At 57.5% G+C, this 24,168-nt stretch carries 10 protein-coding genes and 2 pseudogenes; 2 read left to right on the forward strand and 10 right to left on the reverse strand.

Features of this window, described 5'->3' with window-relative positions:
• From AC1DH9_RS01375 to AC1DH9_RS01410, 8 genes and pseudogenes are all read right to left on the reverse strand, one after another.
• Nucleotides 1-127: pseudogene (locus AC1DH9_RS01375) on the reverse strand (transposase); the annotation flags it as partial.
• A 137-nt stretch (nt 128-264) separates the two neighbouring features.
• On the reverse strand, nt 265-624 hold the full coding sequence (locus tag AC1DH9_RS01380) for a hypothetical protein (protein WP_427540676.1): 360 nt from the start codon (nt 622-624) through the stop codon (nt 265-267).
• A 320-nt stretch (nt 625-944) separates the two neighbouring features.
• Entirely contained in the window at nt 945-1,178 is a 234-nt protein-coding gene (locus AC1DH9_RS01385; RefSeq protein WP_427540673.1) for a hypothetical protein, read from the reverse strand.
• Nucleotides 1,179-1,246: 68 nt separating this feature from the next.
• A pseudogene (locus AC1DH9_RS01390) lies at nt 1,247-1,591 on the reverse strand (transposase); the annotation flags it as partial.
• Nucleotides 1,592-1,681: 90 nt separating this feature from the next.
• Nucleotides 1,682-2,080, reverse strand: coding sequence for a hypothetical protein (locus AC1DH9_RS01395; protein ID WP_427540670.1), 399 nt, complete (start codon nt 2,078-2,080; stop codon nt 1,682-1,684).
• Nucleotides 2,077-16,212, reverse strand: a complete 14,136-nt coding sequence (locus tag AC1DH9_RS01400; RefSeq protein ID WP_477807689.1) for a two-partner secretion domain-containing protein — start codon at nt 16,210-16,212, stop codon at nt 2,077-2,079. Before AC1DH9_RS01400 ends, AC1DH9_RS01395 begins: the two co-directional genes overlap by 4 nt.
• A gap of 24 nt (nt 16,213-16,236) precedes the next feature.
• Nucleotides 16,237-17,955: a ShlB/FhaC/HecB family hemolysin secretion/activation protein gene (locus AC1DH9_RS01405; protein WP_427540664.1), complete on the reverse strand. Its 1,719-nt coding sequence runs from the start codon at nt 17,953-17,955 to the stop codon at nt 16,237-16,239.
• A 271-nt stretch (nt 17,956-18,226) separates the two neighbouring features.
• Nucleotides 18,227-19,573 (reverse strand): DEAD/DEAH box helicase, encoded by a 1,347-nt coding sequence (locus AC1DH9_RS01410; protein WP_019692457.1) that lies wholly within the window; start codon nt 19,571-19,573, stop codon nt 18,227-18,229.
• Between the two features lie 193 nt (nt 19,574-19,766).
• Between AC1DH9_RS01410 and AC1DH9_RS01415 the strand changes: the two genes are divergently transcribed.
• Nucleotides 19,767-21,065, forward strand: coding sequence for a mechanosensitive ion channel family protein (locus AC1DH9_RS01415; RefSeq protein ID WP_477807690.1), 1,299 nt, complete (start codon nt 19,767-19,769; stop codon nt 21,063-21,065).
• 119 nt (nt 21,066-21,184) lie between these two features.
• On the opposite strand, the gene srmL is transcribed toward AC1DH9_RS01415, so the two are convergent.
• Complete coding sequence (srmL, locus tag AC1DH9_RS01420) at nt 21,185-22,333, reverse strand: PheS-related mystery ligase SrmL (protein WP_477807691.1); 1,149 nt, start codon at nt 22,331-22,333, stop codon at nt 21,185-21,187.
• 480 nt (nt 22,334-22,813) lie between these two features.
• Between srmL and AC1DH9_RS01425 the strand changes: the two genes are divergently transcribed.
• A complete protein-coding gene (locus AC1DH9_RS01425; RefSeq protein WP_427540655.1) occupies nt 22,814-23,749 on the forward strand; it encodes a CgnE/CgnB domain-containing protein in 936 nt (311 codons plus the stop codon).
• 14 nt (nt 23,750-23,763) lie between these two features.
• On the opposite strand, the gene AC1DH9_RS01430 is transcribed toward AC1DH9_RS01425, so the two are convergent.
• Nucleotides 23,764-24,168, reverse strand: a 405-nt coding sequence (locus AC1DH9_RS01430) for an EamA family transporter (protein WP_477807692.1), incomplete at its 5' end; no start/stop codon positions are given.

Raw genomic sequence — 24,168 nt, forward strand, 5'->3', positions numbered from 1 at the left:
GCTCCCGAAGGTCGGCAAGATAACGCTGATAGTCCTCGGCAGCAGCAAACACCACCTGACGGTTATGACCGCGTTGGACAACGTGATGCGGGTAGTTCGGCAAAACAATGCGTCCCATCCTGGGCATGAGCAACCTCCTTCCATGGAGCKTTCAGCCTAGCAAATCAGCGAAAAATAAATCTGTCCCCTTTTCCTTGCTTTCGACGACTGCCCCCTTTTCGCTTAGTACGTGCTTCCCTGGAGTATTTTCAATACCTTTGACACCTACGAATTACCTACATAAATACTGCCATCCGGAAGACTCATAACCCACGGCTCAATAGACGTTGAGCAGAACACATCGAGTTTACGACCATCTGACAACTTCATAGATGGGTCGATCGGTTGACCACCTATAACCCAATCGACTCCTACCACAGACAACCCTGCCAGCCCGTTAATCAAATCACCGGCATCCTCATCCCAACAAGCAAACTGCATTTCCCCCTCTCTAGATACACGCCATGCGCTTTCAGTTCTGAAGTACCACCCCCCTGAAGACAACAACAGGCTATCACCATCCCAAAAAATACTTTCAATACTCAAAGGTAAGCACGACAAAACAACATGTATGAAATTACCCATTACTTAATCCACCTGCTCAATGTGCGTACGCTCTCTAATCCACTGCTTTAAAAAAAGGGGACAGATTTATTTTCGACAACCAAAATCGTTTATCAATAAATAAATCTGCCCCCTTTTGATGCTTTCGAGGAAGGAGCAACTGAGCCTCAGGCTTTGCGTGCAAAATCTTGCAAAACGATGGTGCTCAACGCCGTACCCCGCGAAAACTATGAACCTCGTCGCGGGGTACGATTTATTTGAGAGGAAGTACATCAACAGGCGCAGATGTTGGAGTAGATTTGTGGGGATCCCTCAGGAGCAGTCCCCTTTTCCTCTTTCCCTCAACGGCCCATCATTTCTTTCACCAGAGTGTAATTTCGGTAAAACCATAAGAATGTCATGACCAATGTGAACGGCACGCCTAGCATTTTGAAAACCTCATTGAAATCAGCATCCAGACCAGCAGCAATTGGAAGCACTACTAATAACGAAATAATGCCCCATATCGAGAGCACCACAAAAAGCAGGCCGGTGAACTTTATTAACAGCAAAATGGGATTTCTATTTTTTATCACGAGCAGTCTCATTATAAAAACAAAAAGGGGACAGATTTATGTTCGACGACCAAGATCATTCATCAATAAATAAATCTGTCCCCTTTTCGCCGGTCCCCTTTTCGCCGACTCTCCCACAGCGTACCGGTACGGCCTTCCAACCGGTTACGGTACCGAGTGGCACGCGCCGCCAGCGCCTTCATTAGCTGCCCGAGGCCTGCCACCGATTCGCTTGGCGCCAACAGCAAATGGACATGATTGGTCATCAGGCAGTAGGCATACACCCTTACCCCAAATGCCTCCTTAAGCTCCCGAAGGTCGGCAAGATAACGCTGATAGTCCTCGGCAGCAGCAAACACCACCTGACGGTTATGACCGCGTTGGACAACGTGATGCGGGTAGTTCGGCAAAACAATGCGTCCCATCCTGGGCATGAGCAACCTCCTTCCATGGAGCCAGGGTCTGTCCCCTATTCTGCTTTGGAATGGGTGGATCAATTCTCCCCAATCCTCCTTTTGCACCAACTATCCTTCAGGAGATATCTGCCTCACCCAATCCTCTCTAAGTCCAACCAAAATATTCATAACATTAGAGTAAGTCAAGAATGGTAAAAATAGCGCAAAATGAGACAAGCCACATTTCACATCTAATGGAACGTAAAAATCAACATCCCCCGAGCGACTCGCATTCGAAAACAGCTCTACACTCAGGTGACTTTCAATACTAGAAATATCAGCAAACAACACCTTATTCACAACTTCATTATTCCTAAAGGAGAAGCCGTCAACATATACATCTAACCTTCCACCCTCTATACCAGTAGAAAATAAAATTTCACCCTCTTCAGCTTCCTCATGAAAGCGCCCTCGACCTGAGGCTTCAACATCTTTCATCCTTTTTTCAAGTGTTCGACGAATCTTCATTGTCCAACCCCTTTTAAAAACCCCCTCAAGCCATCCTTAGTCGCTGGAAAGCTAAAGGAAAAACTCTGATTTACATTATCAAAACTACCGGTCCCAAGCATAGAACCTTCTGGGGATGCATAGCGACCTGTCAGAGTGATTTTTTCTGCACCCTGGGACTGAGCATAAGCAAGCATTTTCTTCAGTGGCCCTGCTAACTCAGCGGCCCCATCAGCACCAACGCCAATGAATCCTTTCGAAGTCCCTATCGCAAACTCATCGAATGTTATTTCACTTCCGCTCATGGTGACTCTTGGAGAGTAGATGGTTCCCACACCATTAGCTGCATCAAAAGACACTTTACCTAATTCCTTAGGTATTTCTTTTGCACCGTTTGCAGCTCCCGTTACCGCTGAGCCCTCTGCTCCTTCTACTGCAGCAACACCTTTAGAAGCAGCTGTCGCGCCTCCAAAACCACCACTTAATACTGCTCCCGTGACCTGCTGATTGTTTCCTAGCACCGCCTTATGCTGCGCCAAATCATAATCGCTTTGATTGGAATCCTGAAACCCCTGCAAGATTTCGAGACTTTCTTTACTCAGTCCCTGCGGGTTACTTTGAACGGCTTGATCCAGTGCATCGCTGCCCCCTTTAACAGCATCGTACTGAGGGCTGCACTCTTCGAATGAACAGCCTAATACGGCAATCCCCGTTTTCGCGTTGCTAATGGTTTGGTATTGAACCGCAACGTCAGCCCTGCATCCTGCGGCAGCGGCACCAGTCTTTCCATCACAAACGGCCAAAGCCTTTACAAGGTTATCCACTTGGTGATGATTGAGAAAATTGAAAGTGGTTGCGCTTCCTGCAATGTCAGAGCCTTGCTGAAGATTACCGTTCACGGCTCCAGCGGCTACCACCCCAACGATCTGCGAGAACGCTACTAACAGTTTCGGATTCTGACCCGCAGCCTTAACCAAATAAGGCAGTAATGCCTCGTTGGCGCCCGCCGCCAAAGCTCCTGTTTCAAATTTTCCGCCTTCAGCTTCGCTGAGCAGCCCACCCACTAAAGCATGAAGCGCAATTTTCTCCGGACTACCATCCGCAGACTTTCCTTCCGTAAGGTTACCCACAGCATTGAATGCGATAGCTTGCAGCGTGCTTTCAGCGGCGCTGAGCAATGCATTGCCCAAATTGTCTTTCAGGCTCCCGCCTTCAATGACAGTTTTCGCCGCTGCGTCGGCAACTGACGTAACAGCGGCCTTTTCAAGGGTGTTCACACTGAACACCGCAGGGTTGTAAGGCATCGTGTAGCCTATCCCGGCCGTGATTCCCGCCAGCGCATATCCTTTCAGGCTGGACGATGAGGTCATGCCCTTCAGAGTTGCGCCCAGGTTCCCCTTGTTGTTGATCAAACYGACGGCACCGGTACTGGCCATCGAGGTCAGCGCAGCCGAAGCCATCACATTGCCCCAACCTGCCGCCGTAAACTCCGCCCCCGCCGCAATAGCCTCAGACGTAGTTGCAGCGGCCATCGCAGTTCCAGAGCCCGCCGTCGCACTCGCCGCAGTCCCCACCGCCGCACTCGCAGCACCCGCCGTCAACACTGTGACAATAATAATGATCGCCAGCATCGCCCCTTGGCCCAGCCCGGAATGGCTGTACTTGAAGGACTCGTGCATCTCCTTAACCTGCCGCCAATCCACATCCCCACGCTTCTCGGCGTCCTTGAGCCAAGCCAGTTGCGGGTCGGCCTTGACCATTGCGTCAATGGTCTGGCTAACGGTCTTCTGGTCGATCTGCTTGACGTCGATATGCAGGCCGTCGACGGCTTTGATCACTAGATTGCCCTGGGCGGTCAGTTGGCTCTGACGCAGGGTTTCATCCGTGTGGCCTTTACCTGACATGGAGGTCCAGGCCAGATCGCTGTCGTTCTTTTCGTGGCTCTCCTTGTCCAGGTCCTTCACACCCTCGAAGGTGATGGCGCCACCACTTTGCAGGGTCAGGTTATTGCCGCTTTCGAGCTTCGCCACTTGGTAGCGTTGATCGCCACCGCTCACCAAGGCCAGGTCGCCACCGGTTGTAATCTGACTACCGACATTGGTGACTTTGGTTATTTCGTCCTTCCGGGTATTTGTACTCCCCCAACTACCCTTATCTTTTTTGTCGTACAGCGAGTAATCGCTGTCCTGTGCCGCCAGCAGTTCAAGCTTGTCGCCCGCCACCAGATACGCTTCGTCGCCAGCGTTGATGCGGCTGGAAATGAGCGTCAGGTCCTTACCCGCGCTCAGCGCAACATTGCCGCCAGCGGTGAGAGTGGTTGCAATCTGGCCGACATGATCCCGCTGCTCGGTGACGTGGCGGTCCTTGGAGTAAAAGTGACTTTCGTCTGCCGCCGAGGCCAGGGTCAGGTTTTCCGTGGCCGACATTGCAATGTCACGCTTGGCATCGATCTGACTGGCAATGGCAGAGATATCACGACCGGCGCTGACGGAAACGTCGCGTCCYGCGCTGAGGGAACCGGTCAGCTGGGTGATTTTCTCGTCGAGAAAACTGCTGCCGCCAGCGAGCTTGCTGTCGGTCTGGGCGGACACCAGATTCACGTCACGCCCCGCGTTGATCTGGGTGTCGCGACCGCTTTGCAATACGCCACCAGTGTTGATGACATCGCGGCCAGCCTGGAGCGTGAGATCGTTGGCGGCCTCGATACGAGCAGCGCTGTTGGCGTAGTCGTTGCTGGTACTCATGTAGCCATTGCTGGCTTTGGCCGTGGTGATTGTTCGTTCGTTGACCACGTCACCCTTGAGCGCGGTCAGGTTGACGTCACGCCCGGCGATGATGCCGCCAGCCTTGTTGACGATGTTGTTACCCGCCAACAGGTCAAGACGATTACCGGCCTCCACCAGACCGCTGTTGACCAGGTCATTGCCGGCGACAGCCGACAAGTTATTGCTGGCGCGCAAGGTGCCGGCGTTGTTCAGGTCCTTGCCAGCGATCAGATTGACATCGTTACCCTGGATCAGTGCGCCGTTGGCCGCCAGGCGGTTGTTGGCGTTGGCCAGGTACAACACCGGCACCAACACTTGCTCGCCATTGACCGTGGCGTTTTCCATCCAGACGATGTCGTGGGTCAGGGCCGCGACCTGTTCGGAAGTCAGGCTTACACCCAGTGACAGGTTAAGTTGGTTTTTACTGGTGACTGCGTTGTTCATCAGGTACTTGAACAGCGCGGCGTCCGAGGTCTGGCCGTCGATGAAGCGTTGGCCGGTTCGCGCGACCACCGCTTGTTGAATCAGCTTCTGCTCGTAGAGGCCATCGCCCAGACGCTTGGCGCTTTTATCCGGGTCGTAGCCGAGGTTCGCCAGCAGGTAGTCCGAACTCATGAACTGCTTGAGGTCGGTGAGCACCGGGTTGGTTTCGATCAGGTATTTCTGCGGATTAGACTTGAACGAGGTGTCCGGCAGACCCTGGACCCGGGCCACGGTCTGACTGGCCGCAGGGGTAGCGATCAGCGGAGTGCTGGCGGTCGGTGCGGTGACCGCACCGGGGACGGTAGTCGGGGCACCGGGTTGAGTATTCACGGGCGGCACAAGAGGCCCGACCACAGGAGAGGTCACGGTGGCCAATGGGTCACGTGGGTTGAGCGGCAGTGTTGGCACGCTCAGGTCCGGACCGGTAGCGAGCGCGCTATGGCTGGCGCCATCGACATGCACGACACCTACCTGGGTGATCGCTCCACCATTACTGTCATGGCCGGGTAACAGCAGGGTGCCGCCATTGTCGGCGGGAGCACTGACATTGATCGTGCTGGCACCCATGTTGCTGTCGGTGACCTGACGGGTGATCCGGGTCAGTTGCCGGTCGCTGGAGGCGACTTGGGCGATATCACCGATCTGGACGCTACGCGCCTGAACATCCGGCAGGTTTTGTTGACGCTGAGCGGTGCTGACCGAGGCGCTGCCCATGGTCCAGCTTTGCGGACCGCCGTCAGTCGTAGTAACTGCCGCCGCGTTAGTGCCCTGACCACTCAGACGGAACAAGCCATTCTGGCCGGTAGGCAGGGTAAAGCCGGGTAATGTCAGCGGGTTGACTTGCTGCTGGGCAAGGTTTGGCGGCAACTGAGCATTGAAGGTAACTACGGTGGGTGCGGACTGGCCGCCGAGTTGCGTCGAGCCGACGCGCGATGCTCCGCCACCAAGCGCTATGCCTGAGCGAACCACGCTGTTGGTGAGATTCTGCGAAGCGGTGATGTTGACCGTACCACCTGCCTGCACGATGGCGCTGGCAGAGCTGGACGGACTGCTCTGAATAAGCGTGTTGTCGAAGAAGGTGGCGTTCTGAACCGCGACCGGCGCCTGTGCTCGTACGGCATCGCTACTGTAGTGAGGCGAGGTAAAAATCTCATAGCCGCCACCATAACTAACATTTATCGGACCAAAGCGGATCCACGGGTTATCCCCGCGACCTCCACTTTTTTCCAGTACACGGACCAGGGATTCGACATTGTCGCTGGTCCAGAGATGTAAATTAGGGTGAGTAAATGGCCCACCACCACCTGACTCTGCATGACCCAAAATTCCAGAGTCATAGGAAGGGTCATTCGCGGCGTTGTAGTCCATCAATGAGTGCCAATAACCCAAACTCTGCATAGCATCCGAGCCGGGATCAAACGAACGCCGCACACTGTAATCACCTACAGACGCGCCCTGGTTGGTAAACGTCTGCTGGTTCATGGTCAGGTTGTTGCCAGCGCTAATCGTCGAGGCTTGATTGAGAAACTCCCGGCCGCTGGCCAGAAAGTTTCGTCCTGCCGTCATGCTCGCTGATACCGAGTCCTGAACGATCTGAGAGTGATAGTTTTCCACCCAGACCAGATGAGTATCGACTTGGGAGAAATCGAATGCAGAGCAGGAGTAGCACTGCACCCCGATATACCCCGAAACCAACCCCCCAGTCGTCTGGAATACATCCTTGCGATTCTCGATATGATCCGCCGTCAGACTCAAATCACCGGCACTTTCAAGCGTTGCAGAAATGTTGTTAATCGAAGAACTCAAACCATTACCGTCATCCCTGGCGATGCTGATATTGCCGAGGCTGTACACGTCCGCATAACGGTTAGTGAAGTCATTCACCCGCAATGCCATGTCACCACCGCTGAAGATCAAACCATTTTGATTCAGCAAGCTGGACGTACTCAGACGCAAATTGCCACTGCTGCCCAAGGTCCCGTAGTTGTTGATTGACCCGGCATTGACCGTCATCCCGGTGGCAGACGTCATCCGCCCATAGTTGTTGAGTTGGCCGCCGACATTGATCGTGGCGTCTCCACCACTGGCAATGCTGCCCGCACCGCCCAGAGTCATCGAGGCGACTGTCAGCCCGAGATTGCCCAGGCTGCTGATCCTGCCATTGCCGCTATAGTTGCCGCCCAGCGCCAAACTCATGCTGCCATCACTGGCAATCAAACCATCGTTGTTCCAGTTCCCCCCGTTACCCACCAGACTGGTGGAAGCCAGCAATTGCCCACTGCCGGTCTGGTACAGGTTGTTGACGTTGACGGTCAGGCGCCCAGCCTGGATCACGCTGCTGTTGGTCAACGAGTCGGCGTTGAGAGTCAGCCCACCACGGGTCACGATGGAACCTCCGGCCCCCGTCACGTTGGCCGTGGAGATATCGAACGTGCCGGTGCCCACGTGCAACAAGCTACCGCCCTGGTTCAGGAAGCCTGCGGCGTTGAGCGTCAGGTCACTGTTGGCGGTTTCCAGTGTGCCGTTGCGGTTATCAAACAAACCGCCGATCTGGAAGTCGGTCTTGCCGCTGGTGCCCAAGGCACGCAACTGGCCGGTCTGGTTGTCGAGGCTGGCGGCGCGCACGCTCAGGGTGCTGTCGCTCTCGATGATGCCCAGGCGGTTGTTCAGGGCGCCGCTGAGGTTCAGGTCGATTCCGTTGCCGGCGATCTGGCCGTCGTTGTCGCCACTGTTGTCGAAGTTGTTGCCGGTGACGCTGACCCGGCCTTTGGCGTAGAGGCCGCCATTGCGGTTGTCGAAGTCGCGGGTGGCGATGATTGCATCGCCGCTTTGCGCCGAGATGCGGCCGCCGTAGTTATCGATGCCGCCCAATGCGCTGAGGTTCAGCCGCTGTGCCTGAACGATGCCGCCCTGACGGTTGTTGGTCAGGTCGTAACCATTTTTCAACACGCCGACGATGCGCGCTTCGAGTGCGCCCTTGACGCTGGCGAGGGTGCCGCCGCGGTTGTCCAGATTGTTGGCGCTGACGCTAAGGTCACCGTTCTGGGCCAGGAGCCGACCGCTCTGATTGTCGATATCGCCGGCCACGGCCAGGTTCATCGCGCCCAGGCTTTGCACGGTGCCTTTGGCGTTGGCCAGGCTCGCGGCGGTGAGTTGCAGGTTGCCGTTCTGGCTGTAGATCAGTCCGTCGCCGTTGTTCTGGACGGCGCCGGAGGTGTTGATGACGAGGTTGTTGTTGCTCGCGATGGTGCCGCGATTGCGGTTGTCGAGGCTGCCGGTGAGCAGGGTCATCAGGCCTTGGCTGGCCAGTTGACCGCCCTGGTTGTTGATCTGGCTGCTGCGCTGGATCACCAGCGGACCGGCGCTGGCGAGTTTGCCGTTGGTGTTGGTCAATGCGCCAAGCAGGTCGAGGGTGAGCGCACCGTTACTGACCAGGCTGCCGGCGCTGTTGTCCAGCGTGCTGCCAGTGAAGCTCAGGTTCTGTTGCGCGTTGATCACGCCCGCTGTGTTGCCGAGGGTCATGGCTTGCACGGTGAGCGCCGCGCCGCTGTCGATCAGGCCGTTCTGGCCGTTGTTCAGCAGGCCGCTGACGGTCAGGGTCTGGCCGGCGCCGCTGGACAGAATGCCGCCGCTGTTGTCGAGGCTCGCCGCGTTGACGGTGAGCGCCTTCTGGCTGACAAGCGCGCCGGCACCGCCGTTGAGCAAGGCGCCGCTCAAGGTCACGCCGAGGTTGCCGCTGCGGCTGGAGAGCGTGCCGTTGTTGCGGTTGTCGAGGCTGGCGCTGTTGACGTCGAGGCCCTGCCAACCGGAGATCAGGCCATTCTGGTTGAGCAGATTGCCAGCGTTGAGGCTGAGCAGGTTGTTGCTGATCAGTTTGCCGCCGCTGTTATCGAAGGTGCGCCCAGCGAGGGTGAAGCTTTGGCTGCTGGAGACTTCGCCACTCTGGTTGTTCAGGTCGCGCAGGCGGCTGATGGTCAGCGGGCCTTTGGCGGTGATCAAGCCGCTCTGGTTGTTCAGGTCGCTACCGCTCAGGTCAAGCGTGATCCCGGCATCGCTCAGCAAACGCCCGCCGTTTTGGGTCAGGGCTCCCAGGGTCAGTGATATGTCACCTTTCGCCGAGACCTCACCGCCATTGCTGGAGTCCAGGCTGTTGGCGGTCAGGGTCAAGCCGCCCTGGCTGTTGATCAGGCCGTTGGCGCTGTTGTTCAGCGCCATCGCATTCAGGGTCACGGCACTGCCACCGAGCAGGATGCCACCCTGGTTGTTCAGGTCGGCGCTGGTCAGCGTCAGGTTTTGTGCCGCGTTGATCAGGCCTTTGTTCTGGTTGCTCAGCAGACCCGCGACATTCAGGGTCAGGTCGCTGCGACTGTTCAGGGTGCCGTCAGTGTTATCCAGGCTGGCGGCGCGGACGTCGAGGGCCGCTGCGGCAATCTGGCCCTTGAGGTTGGTCAAGGCCTGATTGATCCGCAGGGTCACGGCCTGGTTGCTGAGGAGTTTGCCGTTGCTGTTGTCGAGGCTGTCGGCGGCGAGGCCAAAGGCCTGGGCGCTGGAGATTTCGCCGCCCTGGTTGTTAACGCCCTTGAGGTTATTGAGCACTAGCGACGGGGCATTGATCAGGCCGTTCTGGTTATTCAGCTGACCTTGATGCAGGTCCAGGACGAGACTGGTGTTGCTGAAAAGTTTGCCGCCCATCTGGTCGAGGCCGGTGACGCTGGCCGTCAGTGCCTTGGCGCTGCCGATGCTGCCACCGTTCTGGTTGGTGACCTGACCGGCCGTGAGGCTCAGGCTGTCGCCACTGTTCAGGCGACCGTTCTGGCTGTTGTCGAAGGCGCCGGTGGTCACGCCCACCGGGCCCTTGCCGCTGATCACGCCTTGTTGACGGTTGTCGAGGCTGACGCTGGTCAGGTCGACGCTGCGGTCACTGACCAGTTGCCCGCCCTGGTTGCCGAGCGCACCGCTGACATTGACCTTCAACGCGCCGGCACTCGACAAGCTGCCACCGGTGTTGCTCAGGTTGGCGCTGTTGACGGTGAGTTGGCCTTCGCTGCTGATCTGGCCCTGATTGTTCGTCAGGTCGCCGCTCAGGCCCAGCCGGGCATCTTGCCCGCTGAGCAGGTGGCCAGCGCTGTTGTCCAGGGTCTGGCCATCCAGGGTTAACCCGGCCTTGCCGTTGATCAGGCCCTGATTACGGTTGAGCACCTGGCCGAGGGTCATGGTCAAGCCCATGGCCGCGATGATCTGACCGCTGTCGCTGTTGTCCAGACGATTGCCGGTCAGGCTGATGTCGGCGCTGCTGGAGAGTTCGCCGCCACGGTTGTCGATATCACCGACATTGAGTTTCAGCGCTTTTGTAGCGCCTACCAGGCCATTCTGGCGGTTGTCGAGCGTGCTGCTGGTCAGGCTCAGGGCACCACTGGCGATCAGTTGTCCGTTCTGGTTATTGAGGGTAGTGACGGTTGCCGACACATCGGCCTTGCCGGCGACCGAGCCGTTGCTGTTGTCGAAGCTGTTGGCCGCCAACAGCACCGCCCCATCGCCGATCAGGGTGCCGCTCTGATTGGTGAAGGACCCGGTCACGCCCAGATCAATGTCGCCAGCGCTGCTGATCAGGCCATGGCTGTTGTCCAGGCTGGCACTTCGGCTGTTGAGGGACGCAGCCGAAATCAGCCCGTTAAGGTTGTTCAGGGTCTGCGCGATACGCAGGGTCAGGCCCTGGTTGCTCAGGAGCTTGCCAGCGCTGTTGTCGAGATTTTGCGCGGCGACGGTGAAGGCTTGGGCGCTGGAGATTTCGCCGTTCTGGTTGGCGATGTCCTTGAGGTTCTTGAGCACCAGCACGGGCCCATTGATCAGGCCGTTTTGGTTGTTCAGTTGGCCGTTGTTCAGGTCCAGGTCCAGACGGGTTTTGCTGAAGAGTTCGCCGCCTTGTTGATCCAGGCCGGTGACGCTTGCCGTCAGGTTTTTTTCGCTGGCAATGCGGCCGGTGCCGCCGTTGCTGACCTGGGTTGCGGTCAGGTCCAGCGTGTCGTCGCCGGTGAGATGGCCGCCCTGGCTGTTGTTCAAAATACCGGTGGTGACACGGGTGGCGCCCTTGCCGTTGATCAGGCCTTGCTGGCTGTTATCGAGGCTGGAGCTGGCCAGGGTCAAACCCTGATCGGTGATGATCGAACCACCCTGGTTGAGCAACGCCCCCAGGCTGGTGACCGATAGAGCGCCAGCGCTGCTGAGCTTGCCTGCGGTGTTATCCAGCGTGGCGGCGTTGAGGGTGAATCCGCCTTCGCCGCTGAGCAACCCGGCGTTATTGAGCAGCGCCCCATCAAGACGAATATCCAGGCCCTTGAGGCCGGAGAAACTACCGCTACTGTTGTCGAGCGTGGTGCCGGCCAGGCGAGCGCTGCCCTTGGCGAACAGCTTGCCCGTGTTCTGGTTGATCAGTTGCGCCACCGTCAACTGCAGGTCGGTCGCGGACAGCAGTTTGCCGCCGTCGCTGTTGTCCAGACGCTGACCGGTGAGGTTCACGCTGCTGTCGGTGCTGGAGATTTCTCCGGCGCGGTTGTCGATCTGATCGACATTGACGGTCAGCGCGTTGGTGCTGCCCACCAGACCGCCGTTGCGGTTGTCGAGGGTCTTGCCGGTCAGCAACAAACTGCCCTGGGCGACCAACTCACCACCCTGCTGGTTCAAGGTGTCGAGGGTAGCGGTCAGGTCAGTCTGACTGGCTATCCGGCCTTTGGTGTTGGTGATGTCCCGGGCCTTGAGCGTCACGGGACCGACTGCACTGAGCAGGCCACCGCTGTTGTCCAACTGCGAGCCTTCGTAGCTGATCGCGGCCTTGCCGGTCAGCACGCCTTTGTCGCGGTTATCCAGTTGCCCGACGAGCAGACTCAGGTCCTTGTCAGCTTCGATCAGCCCACCGCGGTTATCTGCCGAATTGCTGCGCAAGGTCAGCCGGTCCTTGCCGGCCAGGCTGCCGCCACGGTTATCCAGGCTGCCGGTGGTCAGGTCGATGCTGCCGGTGGCTCTTAGTTTTCCCAGCTCCCGATTATCGAACGCTCCTGCAATTTTCCCCGTCAGGCTGCCATCGACGGCCAGCAGCATTCCCGCCGCACGGTTGTCGAGGCTGTCGACAGTCAGGCTCAGTGCCTTGCCGGAACCGAGCTTGCCGCCCTGATTATTCAGGGCGCCGCTCAGGTCGATGCTCAGCCCAAGGTCACCCGTCAGTTGGCCTTTGGTATTGTCCAGACTCGCGGCCTTGAAGGTCGAGATCCCGGCACTGGATACCGAGCCATTGAGGTTGGTGACTCCGCCCTCGACATTCACGGTCAGGTCCGAATCGCTGCCGATCTTGCCAGCGCTGTTGTCGACGCTAGCGGCTCGGACATCCAGCCCATTGGCCGACACCAGCCCCCGGAGGTTGTTCAAGGTCTGGTCGACACGCAGGATCAGCGCCTGATGACTGCCAATCGTGCCATCGGTGTTGTCGAGCGTTTGCGCCGCCAACGTGAATCCCTGATCGCTGGATATCTCGCCTCCCTGGTTCGCTACGCCCTTGAGGTTTTTCAGCAATAACTGGCCTGGGGCATTGATCAGACCGCCCTGGTTATTGAGCTGGCCGTTATTCAGATCGAGACTCAGGTCGGTGCTGCTGAACAGTTTGCCGTTTTGCTGATCAAGGCCGCTGACGCTTGCGGTCAGGGCTTTGCTGCTGGAAATGCTGCCTTGGGCACCGTTGTTGAGCTGGCCGCTAGTCAGGTCGAGCGTATCGCCGCTGATCAGCGTGCCGCCGAGGTTGCTGACGGTGCCGAGACTGGTGAGCTTCAGGTCCTTGACGCTGGAAAGGTTGCCGCTGTCGTTGTTCAGGCTACCGACGCTGAGCAGGATCGCGCCATCGCCCTTGAGCGTGCCGCGGGTGTTAAGCAACTGCTCGCTCAGTGTCAGGTCCAGCTTGCCTTTGGCGTAGAGATTACCTCCGTCACCGTTGTTCAGTTGCGCAGCCTTGAGGTGTAAAYCGGCCTGACCGGACAGCTGACCGCCAAGCTGGTTATTGAGCTGGGCGAGGGTCAGATCGATGTCGCCATTGGCAAGCAGTTGGCCGCCATGGCTGTTGTCCAGCGTCGTGCCCGTCAGGTTCAAGTAGCGTTGGCTGGAGACGTTGCCGCCCTGATTGTCGAGGCTGTMGATGGTCAGGTTCAGGCCTTGGGCAGCGCTCAGCGAACCCGCCTGACGGTTGTCCATCCGGTTGGCATTGAGCGTCAGCGCGCCACCGGCGCTGAGGCTACCGGTACRGTTATCCAGCAACCCGACCGTGCTCAGGTTGAGATCGGCCTTGCTGACGATCCGCCCCTTGAGCTGGTTGTCGAGACTGGCACTGCCCAAGGTCAGCAGACCGTTCGAAGACAGCAACCCGGCCTGGTTCAGCAGCTGTCCGGCAATCTTCGCCGTCAGCCCCGCACTCCCCGTCAGTGTGCCTTGGGTGTTGTCGAGGCTGGCGCCTTGCACCGTCAGCAATTGGCCAGCGGTCATCGACCCCGTGGCGTTGTTGATCGCGCCCTGACTGCCCAGCGTCAGACTGTTATCGCTGGTCAGATGGCCCTGACGGTTATCCAGGTCAGCCACCTGCAGGGTGATGTCCCGGGCGCTCAGTTTGCCACCCTGGTTGTTCAGGCTGCCGGCGAGCAACAGGTTCAATCCTGTGCCAGCGTTCATCGTGCCAAGCTGGTTGTTCAGGCTGTCGGCCTGCAAATCGATGGCCGAGGCGGAAATCAGCGCTCCGGTGTTGTCCAGGGCTCGGGCGATCCGCAGGACCAGCGCTTGCTCGCTGAGGACTTTGCCGCTCGTGTTGTCCAGGCTGGCAGCCGCCAGCGTGAAGCCTTGTTTGCTGGAGATTTCACCGCTCTGGTTAACCACCGCATTCAGGTTCTTCAGCAGCAGCGCGCCGGGTGTGGTGATCAGGGCGTTCTGGTTGTTGAGCAGACCGTTGTTCAGGTCCAGGGTCAGGCCTGTGGCGCCGCTCAATTGGCCCTGATTGTGCTGGTCCAGGCCGCTGACACTGGCGGTCAGGGCCATGGCGCTGGCGATGCGTCCGCCTTCGCTGTTGTCCACCTGGCCAGTGGTCAGGTTCAAAGCGTTACTGCCGGTGAGCACGCCGGCTTGATGGTTATCCAGACTGCCGCTGTTGATCACCGCGCTGCCGGTGCTCTGGATCGTGCCCGCTTGATGGTTGTCCAGTGCACCGAAAACCGTCAGGCCCAAAGTGCCCTGGCTGATGATCGAGCCTTGCTGGCTGTTATCCAGGGACGCCGCCGTCACTTGCAGGCGCTGCTGGGCAGCCAGGCGACCGCGCTGATTGTTGAAGGCACCGCTGGCGTTGATATTCAGGGTGCTGCCGGCCRACACCAGTCCTGCGACGTTATCCAGGGACCCGACATTCAAGCTGACCCCGGCAAGGCTGGAGATTTCAGCGGCGCTGTTACTCAGTGCACCCACATTGGCGAGCAGTTCGCCGTTGCTGGTCACCAGTCCGCCTTGGGCATTGAGCAACTGGTTGGCGTTGAGGTTCAGGCTGCCGGTGCTCAGCACCCGCCCCTTGTTCTGATTATCCAGCGTCCCGGCGTTGATGCTCGCGCCTTGTTTCGCACTTAAAGTGCCGCCTTGGTTGGTCAGGGTTTGCGCGGTGTTGACCGTCAGGTTGCGGCTGGCGACGACACTTTTGCCGCTGTTGTTGAAGTTCTGAGCGCTGAGGTTCACGTCACCGCTGGCATTGCGGCTGGTGTCGGCGTTGACCCCGGCTTCGATGATGCCGTTGTTGGTCAACTGGCCGCCGGCACTCAGGTTGATGCTGTCGCGAGCGGCGAGGGTTTGCTGGTTGCTCAGGTCGCCCTGGGTTTGCACCGTGAGGGAGCTGCCGGCGTAAATCGGTCCTTGGGCATTGAGGCTGGCGGCTTTGATATTCACTGCGCCATTGACCGCCGAGGTGTCGGCCAGGCTCAGTTGGCCGTTGGCATCGAGCTGGATATCGCCACCGCTGGCKATCAGTTTGCCGTCGAGTTTCACCCCGACGCCGGCTTCGGTGCCGACCAGCTTGATCGCGCCGGCGTACATGCCACCGAGCGCCGAGGAGTCGATCGCCAGTTCCGGCTTGGCACTGCCGTCGTTTGCACGGGCGGTGGCGTTGAGGGTGTCGGCGTTGACGTCGTTGCGACCGGCAACGATGGTCAGGTTATTTGCCTGGATCTGCGCGTTGATCTTGGCGCTGCGGGTGATGATTTCGAAACGGTCGACGTTGCTCGCGTTGATCCCGGTGCCGTCGATGGAGACGCTGCCCTGATCAACCTGAAAGCGGTCCAGTCGACCGTTGTCGAGCACCGGTTTGCCGGTGGTCAAAGTCACCCGTGGGGTGTTGATAAACCCGCAGCCGTTGCAACTGATGCCGTAGGGGTTGGCGACGATCACCCGCGCCGACTGCCCCGCCACTTCGGTGTAACCATTCAACTGGCTCGGGCTGCCGCCGTTGACTTCGTTGAGGATGGTTTGCGCCGGACCGCTGCCTTTCAGGTTCGGGTTGCCGACGATGATCCCGCCCATCTGGGTTTGCTGGGTCTGGGTGGAAGCGTTGTTGAGGATCAAGCCCTGCAGGGTGACGTTGTAGTCGTGGAACTGGTTGTGCGAGAGCCCCGTCGCGTTGGGTGTGGCGATGTTGACGATCGGCACACCATTGCCGGCGCGATCCAGGCTGGTGCCCGGCGCGCTGACCACGATGCCGTCCGCCTGCGCCCACATCGGTTGCCAGAACATCACGTTGGCCAGCAGGAACGCCAGGCCGCGTTTCGGCATGCCCATGAAACGTTCACGGGGATTCACGGCAGCAGAAGGCTGTCCGGCCAGAAAGGCCAGTTGGCGAACGTCCATATTCAGGTCTCGACTAAACGAAAGTTAGAGGGAGAAATCCACGCGGAAATAGATCGGAGCTTCGCGCTCGGTCAACGCATCCGGCCGCTCCAGGGAGTGGGCGAAGGTCACGCTGGCGGACACATGCTGCCCCTTGGCAAACAACTCGATCGAGTCACTCGACATCCGCCCATGTTGCTCGCCGTTGTAGCGGCCATGACTGATCACGCCTTGGTCGTAGCCCAGGCTGGTGCCGTATTCAGCGAACACCGGACGCAGCCATGCCCAGTTCACCGGGCGACTCCAGCGCAGGTCATTGCGCCAGTAACCACCGCTGTCACCGGACAACGACTGGTCCTTGTAACCACGGATCGACGACAACCCGCCCAGGCTGGTGCGCTGCGGGCTGAACAGCACGTCCTCGCTGCGCTGGCCGGTCATCAAACTGCTGAAGCTCAACGACTCGCCCCAGAGCTTGAACGGCTGCAAGTAGCTCAGGGTGCCGGTGTATTTGCGGTACCGCGCATCCGCGTCCCCAGGGCCTGGATGACCGTTACTCTGGGCATCGAAGGCGCCGATACCTTTCTGCATGCCCAGGTCGAGGTTGACGAAAGCCGAGCCGACACGCCGCCCGTGGTTGATCCCGAATTGCGCTTCGCTCAGATGGTTGCTGCTCAGGGCCAGCTTGCTGCCTTCGATGAAATTGTTAATCCGCATGTGAGACACGCCGGCGCTCAAGGACGTCTTGCTCACGGCATCGCGATAGATCACGCGCTCGGCCTTGAACTGGTGAGTCGTGCTGTCGCCGGTCTGCTTGAAGTTGTAGCCATTGGCGGCAATCTGCGAGCTGTAATCGCTCTGGTTGTAGCTGTAATTGAAGTTCCACCAGCCCCACGGCAGGTTGTAATCGAGCATGGCGTTGCTCGAGGTGTGGTTATGATCGCTTACCGCGTCGTGACCACCGCGCAACATCAACTGATCCGCCAGCCCCAGCGGATTGTCCCAGTCAAAGGTCGTGCCCCACTGCTGCTCGCCGGTGCTGCGCTGGCCTTCGTTAGTGCGCGACAAACCGGCGCGCCAGGGCTTTTGCGGGGTGTTCTTGACCCGCACTTCGCTGCCGCCCACGGCTTTACCGGGGGCCAATTCCATCTGTGCCTGATTCGACGGCAAACGGTTCAACTGATCGACCAGTTGCTCGATCTCGCGCAGGTTGACCAGCTCACCGGTCTTGCCAGGGAATGCCATGGACAACTCACGGTCCGACAGCTTGCTGCCCTCCGCGCCTTTGATCCCTTCGAGCTTGCCCTCGACCACCAGCACCTGCAAATGACCGGCAGACAAATCCTGCTGCGGCAAGTAGGCACGACTGGTCACCAGACCTTTCTCGAGGTAGCTGTCGGTAATGACTTTCAGCAGCTCGTTGAGCTGAGTGACGCCCAGGCATTGATCGATGTAAGGCTTGAGCAAACGCTCGCGTTCACGGGCCGAAAGGCTGTCGGCGCCTTTGAGGTCGATGTCTTTGATCGGGAAGCAGCGGGTGTCGGCTGGGGCTGTAGGGGCCGTCGGTTTGGCCGCTTTACCGGGCAGTTCCTTGAGCTCTTCGAGACGCCGGCGCTGCTCTTCGAGCAGGCGATCCTGACGTTCGCGGATCAGGTCGGTTTCACCAGGGGTGGGTGCGGCGTGGGCAAGGTTTACGCTGGTGAAACTCAGCAATAGACACGGCAAAGCCGCACACAACCTCTTCCCGAGGGTGTGCAGGTACATGTTCGATCCCTCGAGACGACAAGTGATATCAATATGATGGCGCAATGTTAAGTTGCCATCATTCTGACGTCAATAAGTCGGGCGCTGATTTGTTGCGAAATATGTCTTTATTGACACACACCTTCACGGCTCGAATTTTATGGTCTCAAAAGCCTGTGGAGTTTCTGGCTGAGTGCGTCCGAGGAGCGAGGCCCGACCTCGAGATCGCCATAAGCCAAAAATGAAAAAACCCGGACACTGTCCGGGTTTTTTATGGGATCGCCAAAGCGCGTTATTCAGCGGCCGGCGCTTGCGGCTTGCGGCGCTTGAGCGGCGCCATGCCGTCCTTGCTGACCAGCGACAGGGCGTCGGTCTTCGGGCGGTTGGCAATCTTGCGTTTGGTCGGGGCCTTGGCGCCGGTCTTTTTCTTGTCGCCTTTGGCGTCGACCTTTTTCTTCTTCACGCCAACGGCTTTGCCCGAGGCCTTGACCTTTTTCGGTCCGCCGTAGGTGCCTTTGACTTCCTTGATGGTGCGGCGCTCGAAGCTCTGCTTGAGGTAGCGCTCGATGCTCGACATCAGGTTCCAGTCGCCGTGGCAGATCAGCGAGATGGCCAGGCCATCGTTGCCGGCACGCCCGGTACGACCGATACGGTGAACGTATTCGTCGCCGCTGCGTGGCATGTCGAAGTTGATCACCAGGTCCAGGCCTTCCACGTCCAGGCCGCGAGCCGCAACGTCGGTGGCGACGAGGATCTTGACCCCGCCCTGCTTCAGACGGTCGATCGCCAGCTTGCGATCCTTCTGGTCTTTCTCGCCGTGCAAGACGAACGCCTTGTACTCCTGCGCCACCAGACGGCCGTAGATACGGTCGGCCATGGCCCGGGTGTTGGTGAAGACGATGGCCTTCTGGTAGGTCTCGTTGGCGAGCAACCAGTTAACGATCTGTTCTTTGTGCTGGTTGTGGTCAGCGGTGATGATTTGCTGACGGGTGGTGTCGTTCAACTGGCTGACGGCATTGAGCTGCAAGTGCTCAGGGTTGTTCAGGACCTTGGCGATCATCTCGCGCAGGCCCGAACCACCGGTGGTCGCGGAGAACAGCATGGTCTGCTGACGATTGGTGCACTCGTCGACCAGACGCTGTACGTCTTCGGCAAAGCCCATGTCGAGCATGCGGTCGGCTTCGTCGAGCACCAGCACTTCAACTTCTTTCAAGTCGAGGTTGCCGGCGTTCAGTTGCTCGATCATCCGGCCCGGAGTACCGATCAGGATGTCCGGCACCTTGCGCAGCATGGCGGCCTGGACCTTGAAGTCTTCACCGCCGGTGATCAGGCCGGACTTGATAAACGTGAACTGCGCGAAGCGTTCAACTTCCTTGATGGTCTGCTGGGCCAGCTCGCGGGTCGGCAGCAGGATCAGGGTCTTGATGCTGACGCGGACTTTGGCCGGGCCGATCAAACGGTTGAGGATCGGCAATACGAATGCAGCGGTTTTGCCGCTACCGGTTTGCGCAGTCACCCGCAGGTCACGCCCTTGGAGCGCGAGCGGGATAGCCGCTGCTTGCACTGGCGTTGGCTCGACAAATTTAAGCTCGGCCACGGCTTTGAGCAGGCGTTCGTGCAGGGCGAATTGGGAAAACACGGGTGCTACCTCGAAGAAATACAAAAAATCAGCTGCATAGGGTAACGGTTTCGAGCGCGAAGGCCGAGTTTCTTTATGCAATCGGACGCAAACAATGGCGATTTTGTTAGCGGATTTGTCCCTGAACGTAACTCGATGCGTCTTAAATGCTCTAATCGCCCCCTCTCGTCCCACAGAAGAATCGTTTTAACCCATGGATCTCAAACAGCTCTGGCTCAATACCCAAGACCTTTGGGGCGCTCTCGACCAGCACCCGCTTCTGCATTCCAGCCTGGCGCTGATGGTGTTGTTGGTGATCGCCTTGCTGCTCGGACGAGTGGCGCGCTATGTGGTGCTGCACGCCGTCAAATTGCTCGGCCGGCAACCGGCGATGCAGTGGTTCAACGATTTGTTCCAAAACAAAGTGTTCCATCGACTGGCGCAAATGACCCCGTCGCTGGTGATCCAGTTCGGTTTGAACCTGGTGCCGGAACTGAGCAAAACCATTCAGAATTTCCTCGGCAACGTCGCCCTGTCCTTCACCATCCTGTTTTTGGTGCTGGCCCTGAGCGCCCTGCTCAACGCCTTGCTGGACATCTACGCACGCACCGAACATGCCCGCACGCGCTCGATCAAAGGCTACGTGCAGTTAGCGAAAATGGTGCTGTTCGTGTTCGGCGCGATCATCATCGTCGCGACCCTGATCGACCGTTCGCCGCTGTTGCTGCTGTCGGGTCTGGGCGCCATGTCGGCAGTGATTCTGTTGGTCTACAAGGACACCCTGCTGTCGTTCGTCGCCAGCGTGCAACTGACCAGCAACGACATGCTGCGGGTCGGCGACTGGATCGAAATGCCGCAAGTGGGCGCCGATGGCGACGTGGTGGATATCACCCTGCATACGGTCAAGGTGCAGAACTTCGACAAGACCATCGTCTCGATCCCGACCTGGYGCTTGATGTCCGAATCGTTCAAGAACTGGCGCGGCATGCAGCAGTCAGGCGGCCGACGGATCAAGCGCAGCCTGTTCATCGACGCCAGTGGCGTGCGCTTCATCCATGACGATGAAGAACAGAAGCTGACCCAGGTGCGCTTGCTCACCGATTACATCAGCCGCAAACAGGCCGAGCTCAAGAGCTGGAACGAGGCCCAGGGCAACGTCGCGGCGATGTCGGCCAACCGCCGGCGGATGACCAACATTGGAACCTTTCGCGCTTATGCGTTGGCGTATTTGAAGAGTCATCCGGAAATTCAACCGAACATGACCTGCATGGTCCGCCAGATGCAAACCACTGCTCAGGGCGTGCCACTGGAAATCTACTGCTTCACTCGCACCACGGCATGGGCCGATTACGAGCGGATCCAGGGCGATATCTTCGATTATCTGCTGGCAGTGCTGCCGGAGTTTGGTTTGAGTTTGTATCAGCAGCCGAGCGGCGGGGATCTCAGGGCCGGATTACTCCCGGCAGTACTCGGCGCGAGCCACATCCCTGAGCCAGAAAAACGCTCGATGTAGCTGCACATATCCCCCTGTGGGAGCGAGCCTGCTCGCGATGCAGACACCGCGGTCTATCGGGTAAACCGCGTTATCGCTCATCGCGAGCAAGCTTTGCTCCTACGAGGGGCGAAGCAAACCTAGCGCTTCTGACTATCCATTTTGTAACCCGCACCAGGAACTCCCTCGTGCAGCGMCGATTGGATTCTCTCGTACAAACCATTGGCCTCGGCAGTGGTTATCGAACGTGAACTATCACGCAGAACTACTCGTAAAAGCACATTCTCCTGCCCGGGTAAAATCCCCAGACGCTCAATCGCTTGAAGAGGCAACTCCGCCAGAGGCCAGCGCCCTTTGATCTGCATTTCCTCGATCCAGCCTGAACACTCTCCGGCTGCCTGCAACATCTTTTCGGTCAATACTTCTTCGCTTTGGCCTGGCGTTACCGCTAAGGAAATATCTCGGGTAATTGAGGGTAAGCGTGATACTGCTTTCCACGGTTTCAAGTCATTCATCTGCGCTTGTACGCGTGCATTGGGGTCACGAAGCAGACGAATATCCGGAATACCTTTGCGCAACATGGTCAAGCGATCCAATCCCATGCCCAAGGCCAGTCCACCATGCTTCGTTGGATCAATCTGTAACCGCTTCAATAACGAAGCAGCAATACAACCGCACTCCAATACCTCAACGGGCAGGTCATTATTTAGCAGATTTACTTCGATTCCACCTTCGGTGTAGTGATGTGGGCTGTCGCGATGGATCCAGGGCTTGTCAGGAACTGCCAACTGGAGGATATCRCCCACCAAACGCAATAAATGCTCACGCGTCGAAAGCTCCGGATCGCCCAGCACCCAGATATCCATTTGATGGGGTTCAGCACAATGCCATCGATCACGACTGTCACGGCGAAAGGTAATTCCGGGCGCAGCCAACAGGATCATTTCGTCCGGCTGCCGCCTCTGCGCCGCACGCTGGAGCGCAGCCGGGATTTGACTGGTGGTCTGCGTACGTAATAAGGAATGGTCGTCGACCCAGCGAGTGTGTTCGCTACCGAGCGTGATTTCAGCAGGGTCATAACCCAACAAACCATAATTCTCCTCCGCAGAAACAATACGCGGACCGGTCTGTACCTCGGCGCTGGGCCAACCTTTTTTAGCAAGCCCTTCGACAACTTCAATGAGCAATATCCGTATGGCATGTTCGGGGACACTTGACTCGGTAAGATCAGCCAACGCCAATGCCGACTGAACAGAATCATCCGTGAGGTATTTCTTCGAAGGGTACATCGCCAGCTCTCTATATAATTGATGTAGGACGCCCCCATTCAAGCGAGCAATACATAACAGGCAAAAACCAACCTACCTGTTTAGTACGTCCACCCACAACCAATCAGACTCAACTTCTCCAAAAATCAGAACAAGCCTACAGAGACAACCTACACAAATAACTTTAGGCGCCCAGAAAGCCCACCCAAAATACCAAATCACTCTATCAATAACCTTAAAATCAATTGAACCCTAGAAAAAACCATGACCTAATGCAGGCACTTCTTGAGCACCTCAAGGAGGCTAAATAATGAAAAATAAATAAAGGATGAACTCTTATGGATAAGCAGAACAGCTATTATGAAAAACTCAACCGGATCACCTCAGACCCTGACAATTTTGGCTGGGCTCCATTGGCATGGGCTCACACTGAAGACTAAGTAACGTCAATGGGCGCCAAGAAATCTCCTGGCGCCCATTGCCCCAAGTGAGAACCAAGCCATGTCCACGTCAAACATGATCCATACGCTATTTGATCAAGATGAAGTAGCAGTAATCGCTGACTCCCCAGTTTTTCTGAATGAGTGCTCAATGCTAGAGCTCAAGACATTGAGCCTGAAAAACATAACAACACTACCCAAAAACAGCATTATTTTTTCTTTCAGCAATAACGCTGCCAAACGTGCCTTCGAGCTCGCCAAAAACACCAAAATCAAAAAAAGTATTTTCTGCGCAGCTCAAGTATTTGACCCATCTGTTACAAGTGCGATTTACAGCTTAAAACTACTATTAAGCAGTGACTTCAGGAAAGCACTAACGACACAGCGAGCAACATTGAACATGCTGAACAGCTACAGGAGCTTTCAGCTTTCAGGTAATGACGCCGATGCTGTAGTCACCATTAACAAGCACGCCTCACCTTATGCACTGATTGAAGAAGACATCACCCACAACTTCATTCAATCCGTGGCCGAATTTTTCGAAGTTCATTACGCCCACATGAAACCACAAGAACCCTGCCCATTTACATTTCACGGAAGCTTGAAAGTATCAGGAATATTGACTGTCTTGAGGAGGACCAATCCAGCGCTATCAGAAGACCTGAAAGCATCACTTCAAATACTGACACAACGTATTGCAGACGAAGAGGCGCTTCTCACGGTAGAGAACAACACAATAACTTCCTTTAAAACGAAGAATGCTGAACACATAAATCTTCTTGAGCTCGCAGCGGGTCCTCGCGGCCTAAAACTGACTGAGTTCGCTATCGGGGTGAATGAGTCAATCGCGTCCACTATCAATTACCAGGTCAATTCCCAGATGAATGAGGGCATCAGTGGTGTCCATTTGGCGATAGGAGATGGCTCTTCGGGCTACCACATCGATTTTTTAAGTCCGGGTGTCAACGTAACCCCAATAGAACAGCAGCTCCCTTAGGAGCCACTCTCCACCTACGCTGGCGTTGCGACTTGCCGAACACCCAACCGACTGATCCACACCGCTGCCAGAATCACCGAGCCACCCAGGAACAGCCGCCCCAGCGCTTCATGCTGATTCCAGATCAGCAAGTTGATCAGCAGCCCCACCGGCACATGCAAATTGTTCATCACCGCCAATGTCCCGCCGCTGACCAGGCAGGCGCCCTTGTTCCACCAGTACAGGCCCAACGCGGTGGACACCAGTCCGAGGAACACCAGCACGCCCCATTGCAGCGGCGCTTCCGGCAGGAAGTTCTGTTTGCCGAACAGCAGAAACGCCGGCAGGGCCACGGCCAGCGCGCCGAGGTAAAAGTAACCAAAGCGCCGATAATGCGGCAGGTCGCTCGGATGGCGTGCCACCAGATGTTTGTACAGCAC

The organism is Pseudomonas sp. 05T35, from assembly GCF_056396605.1.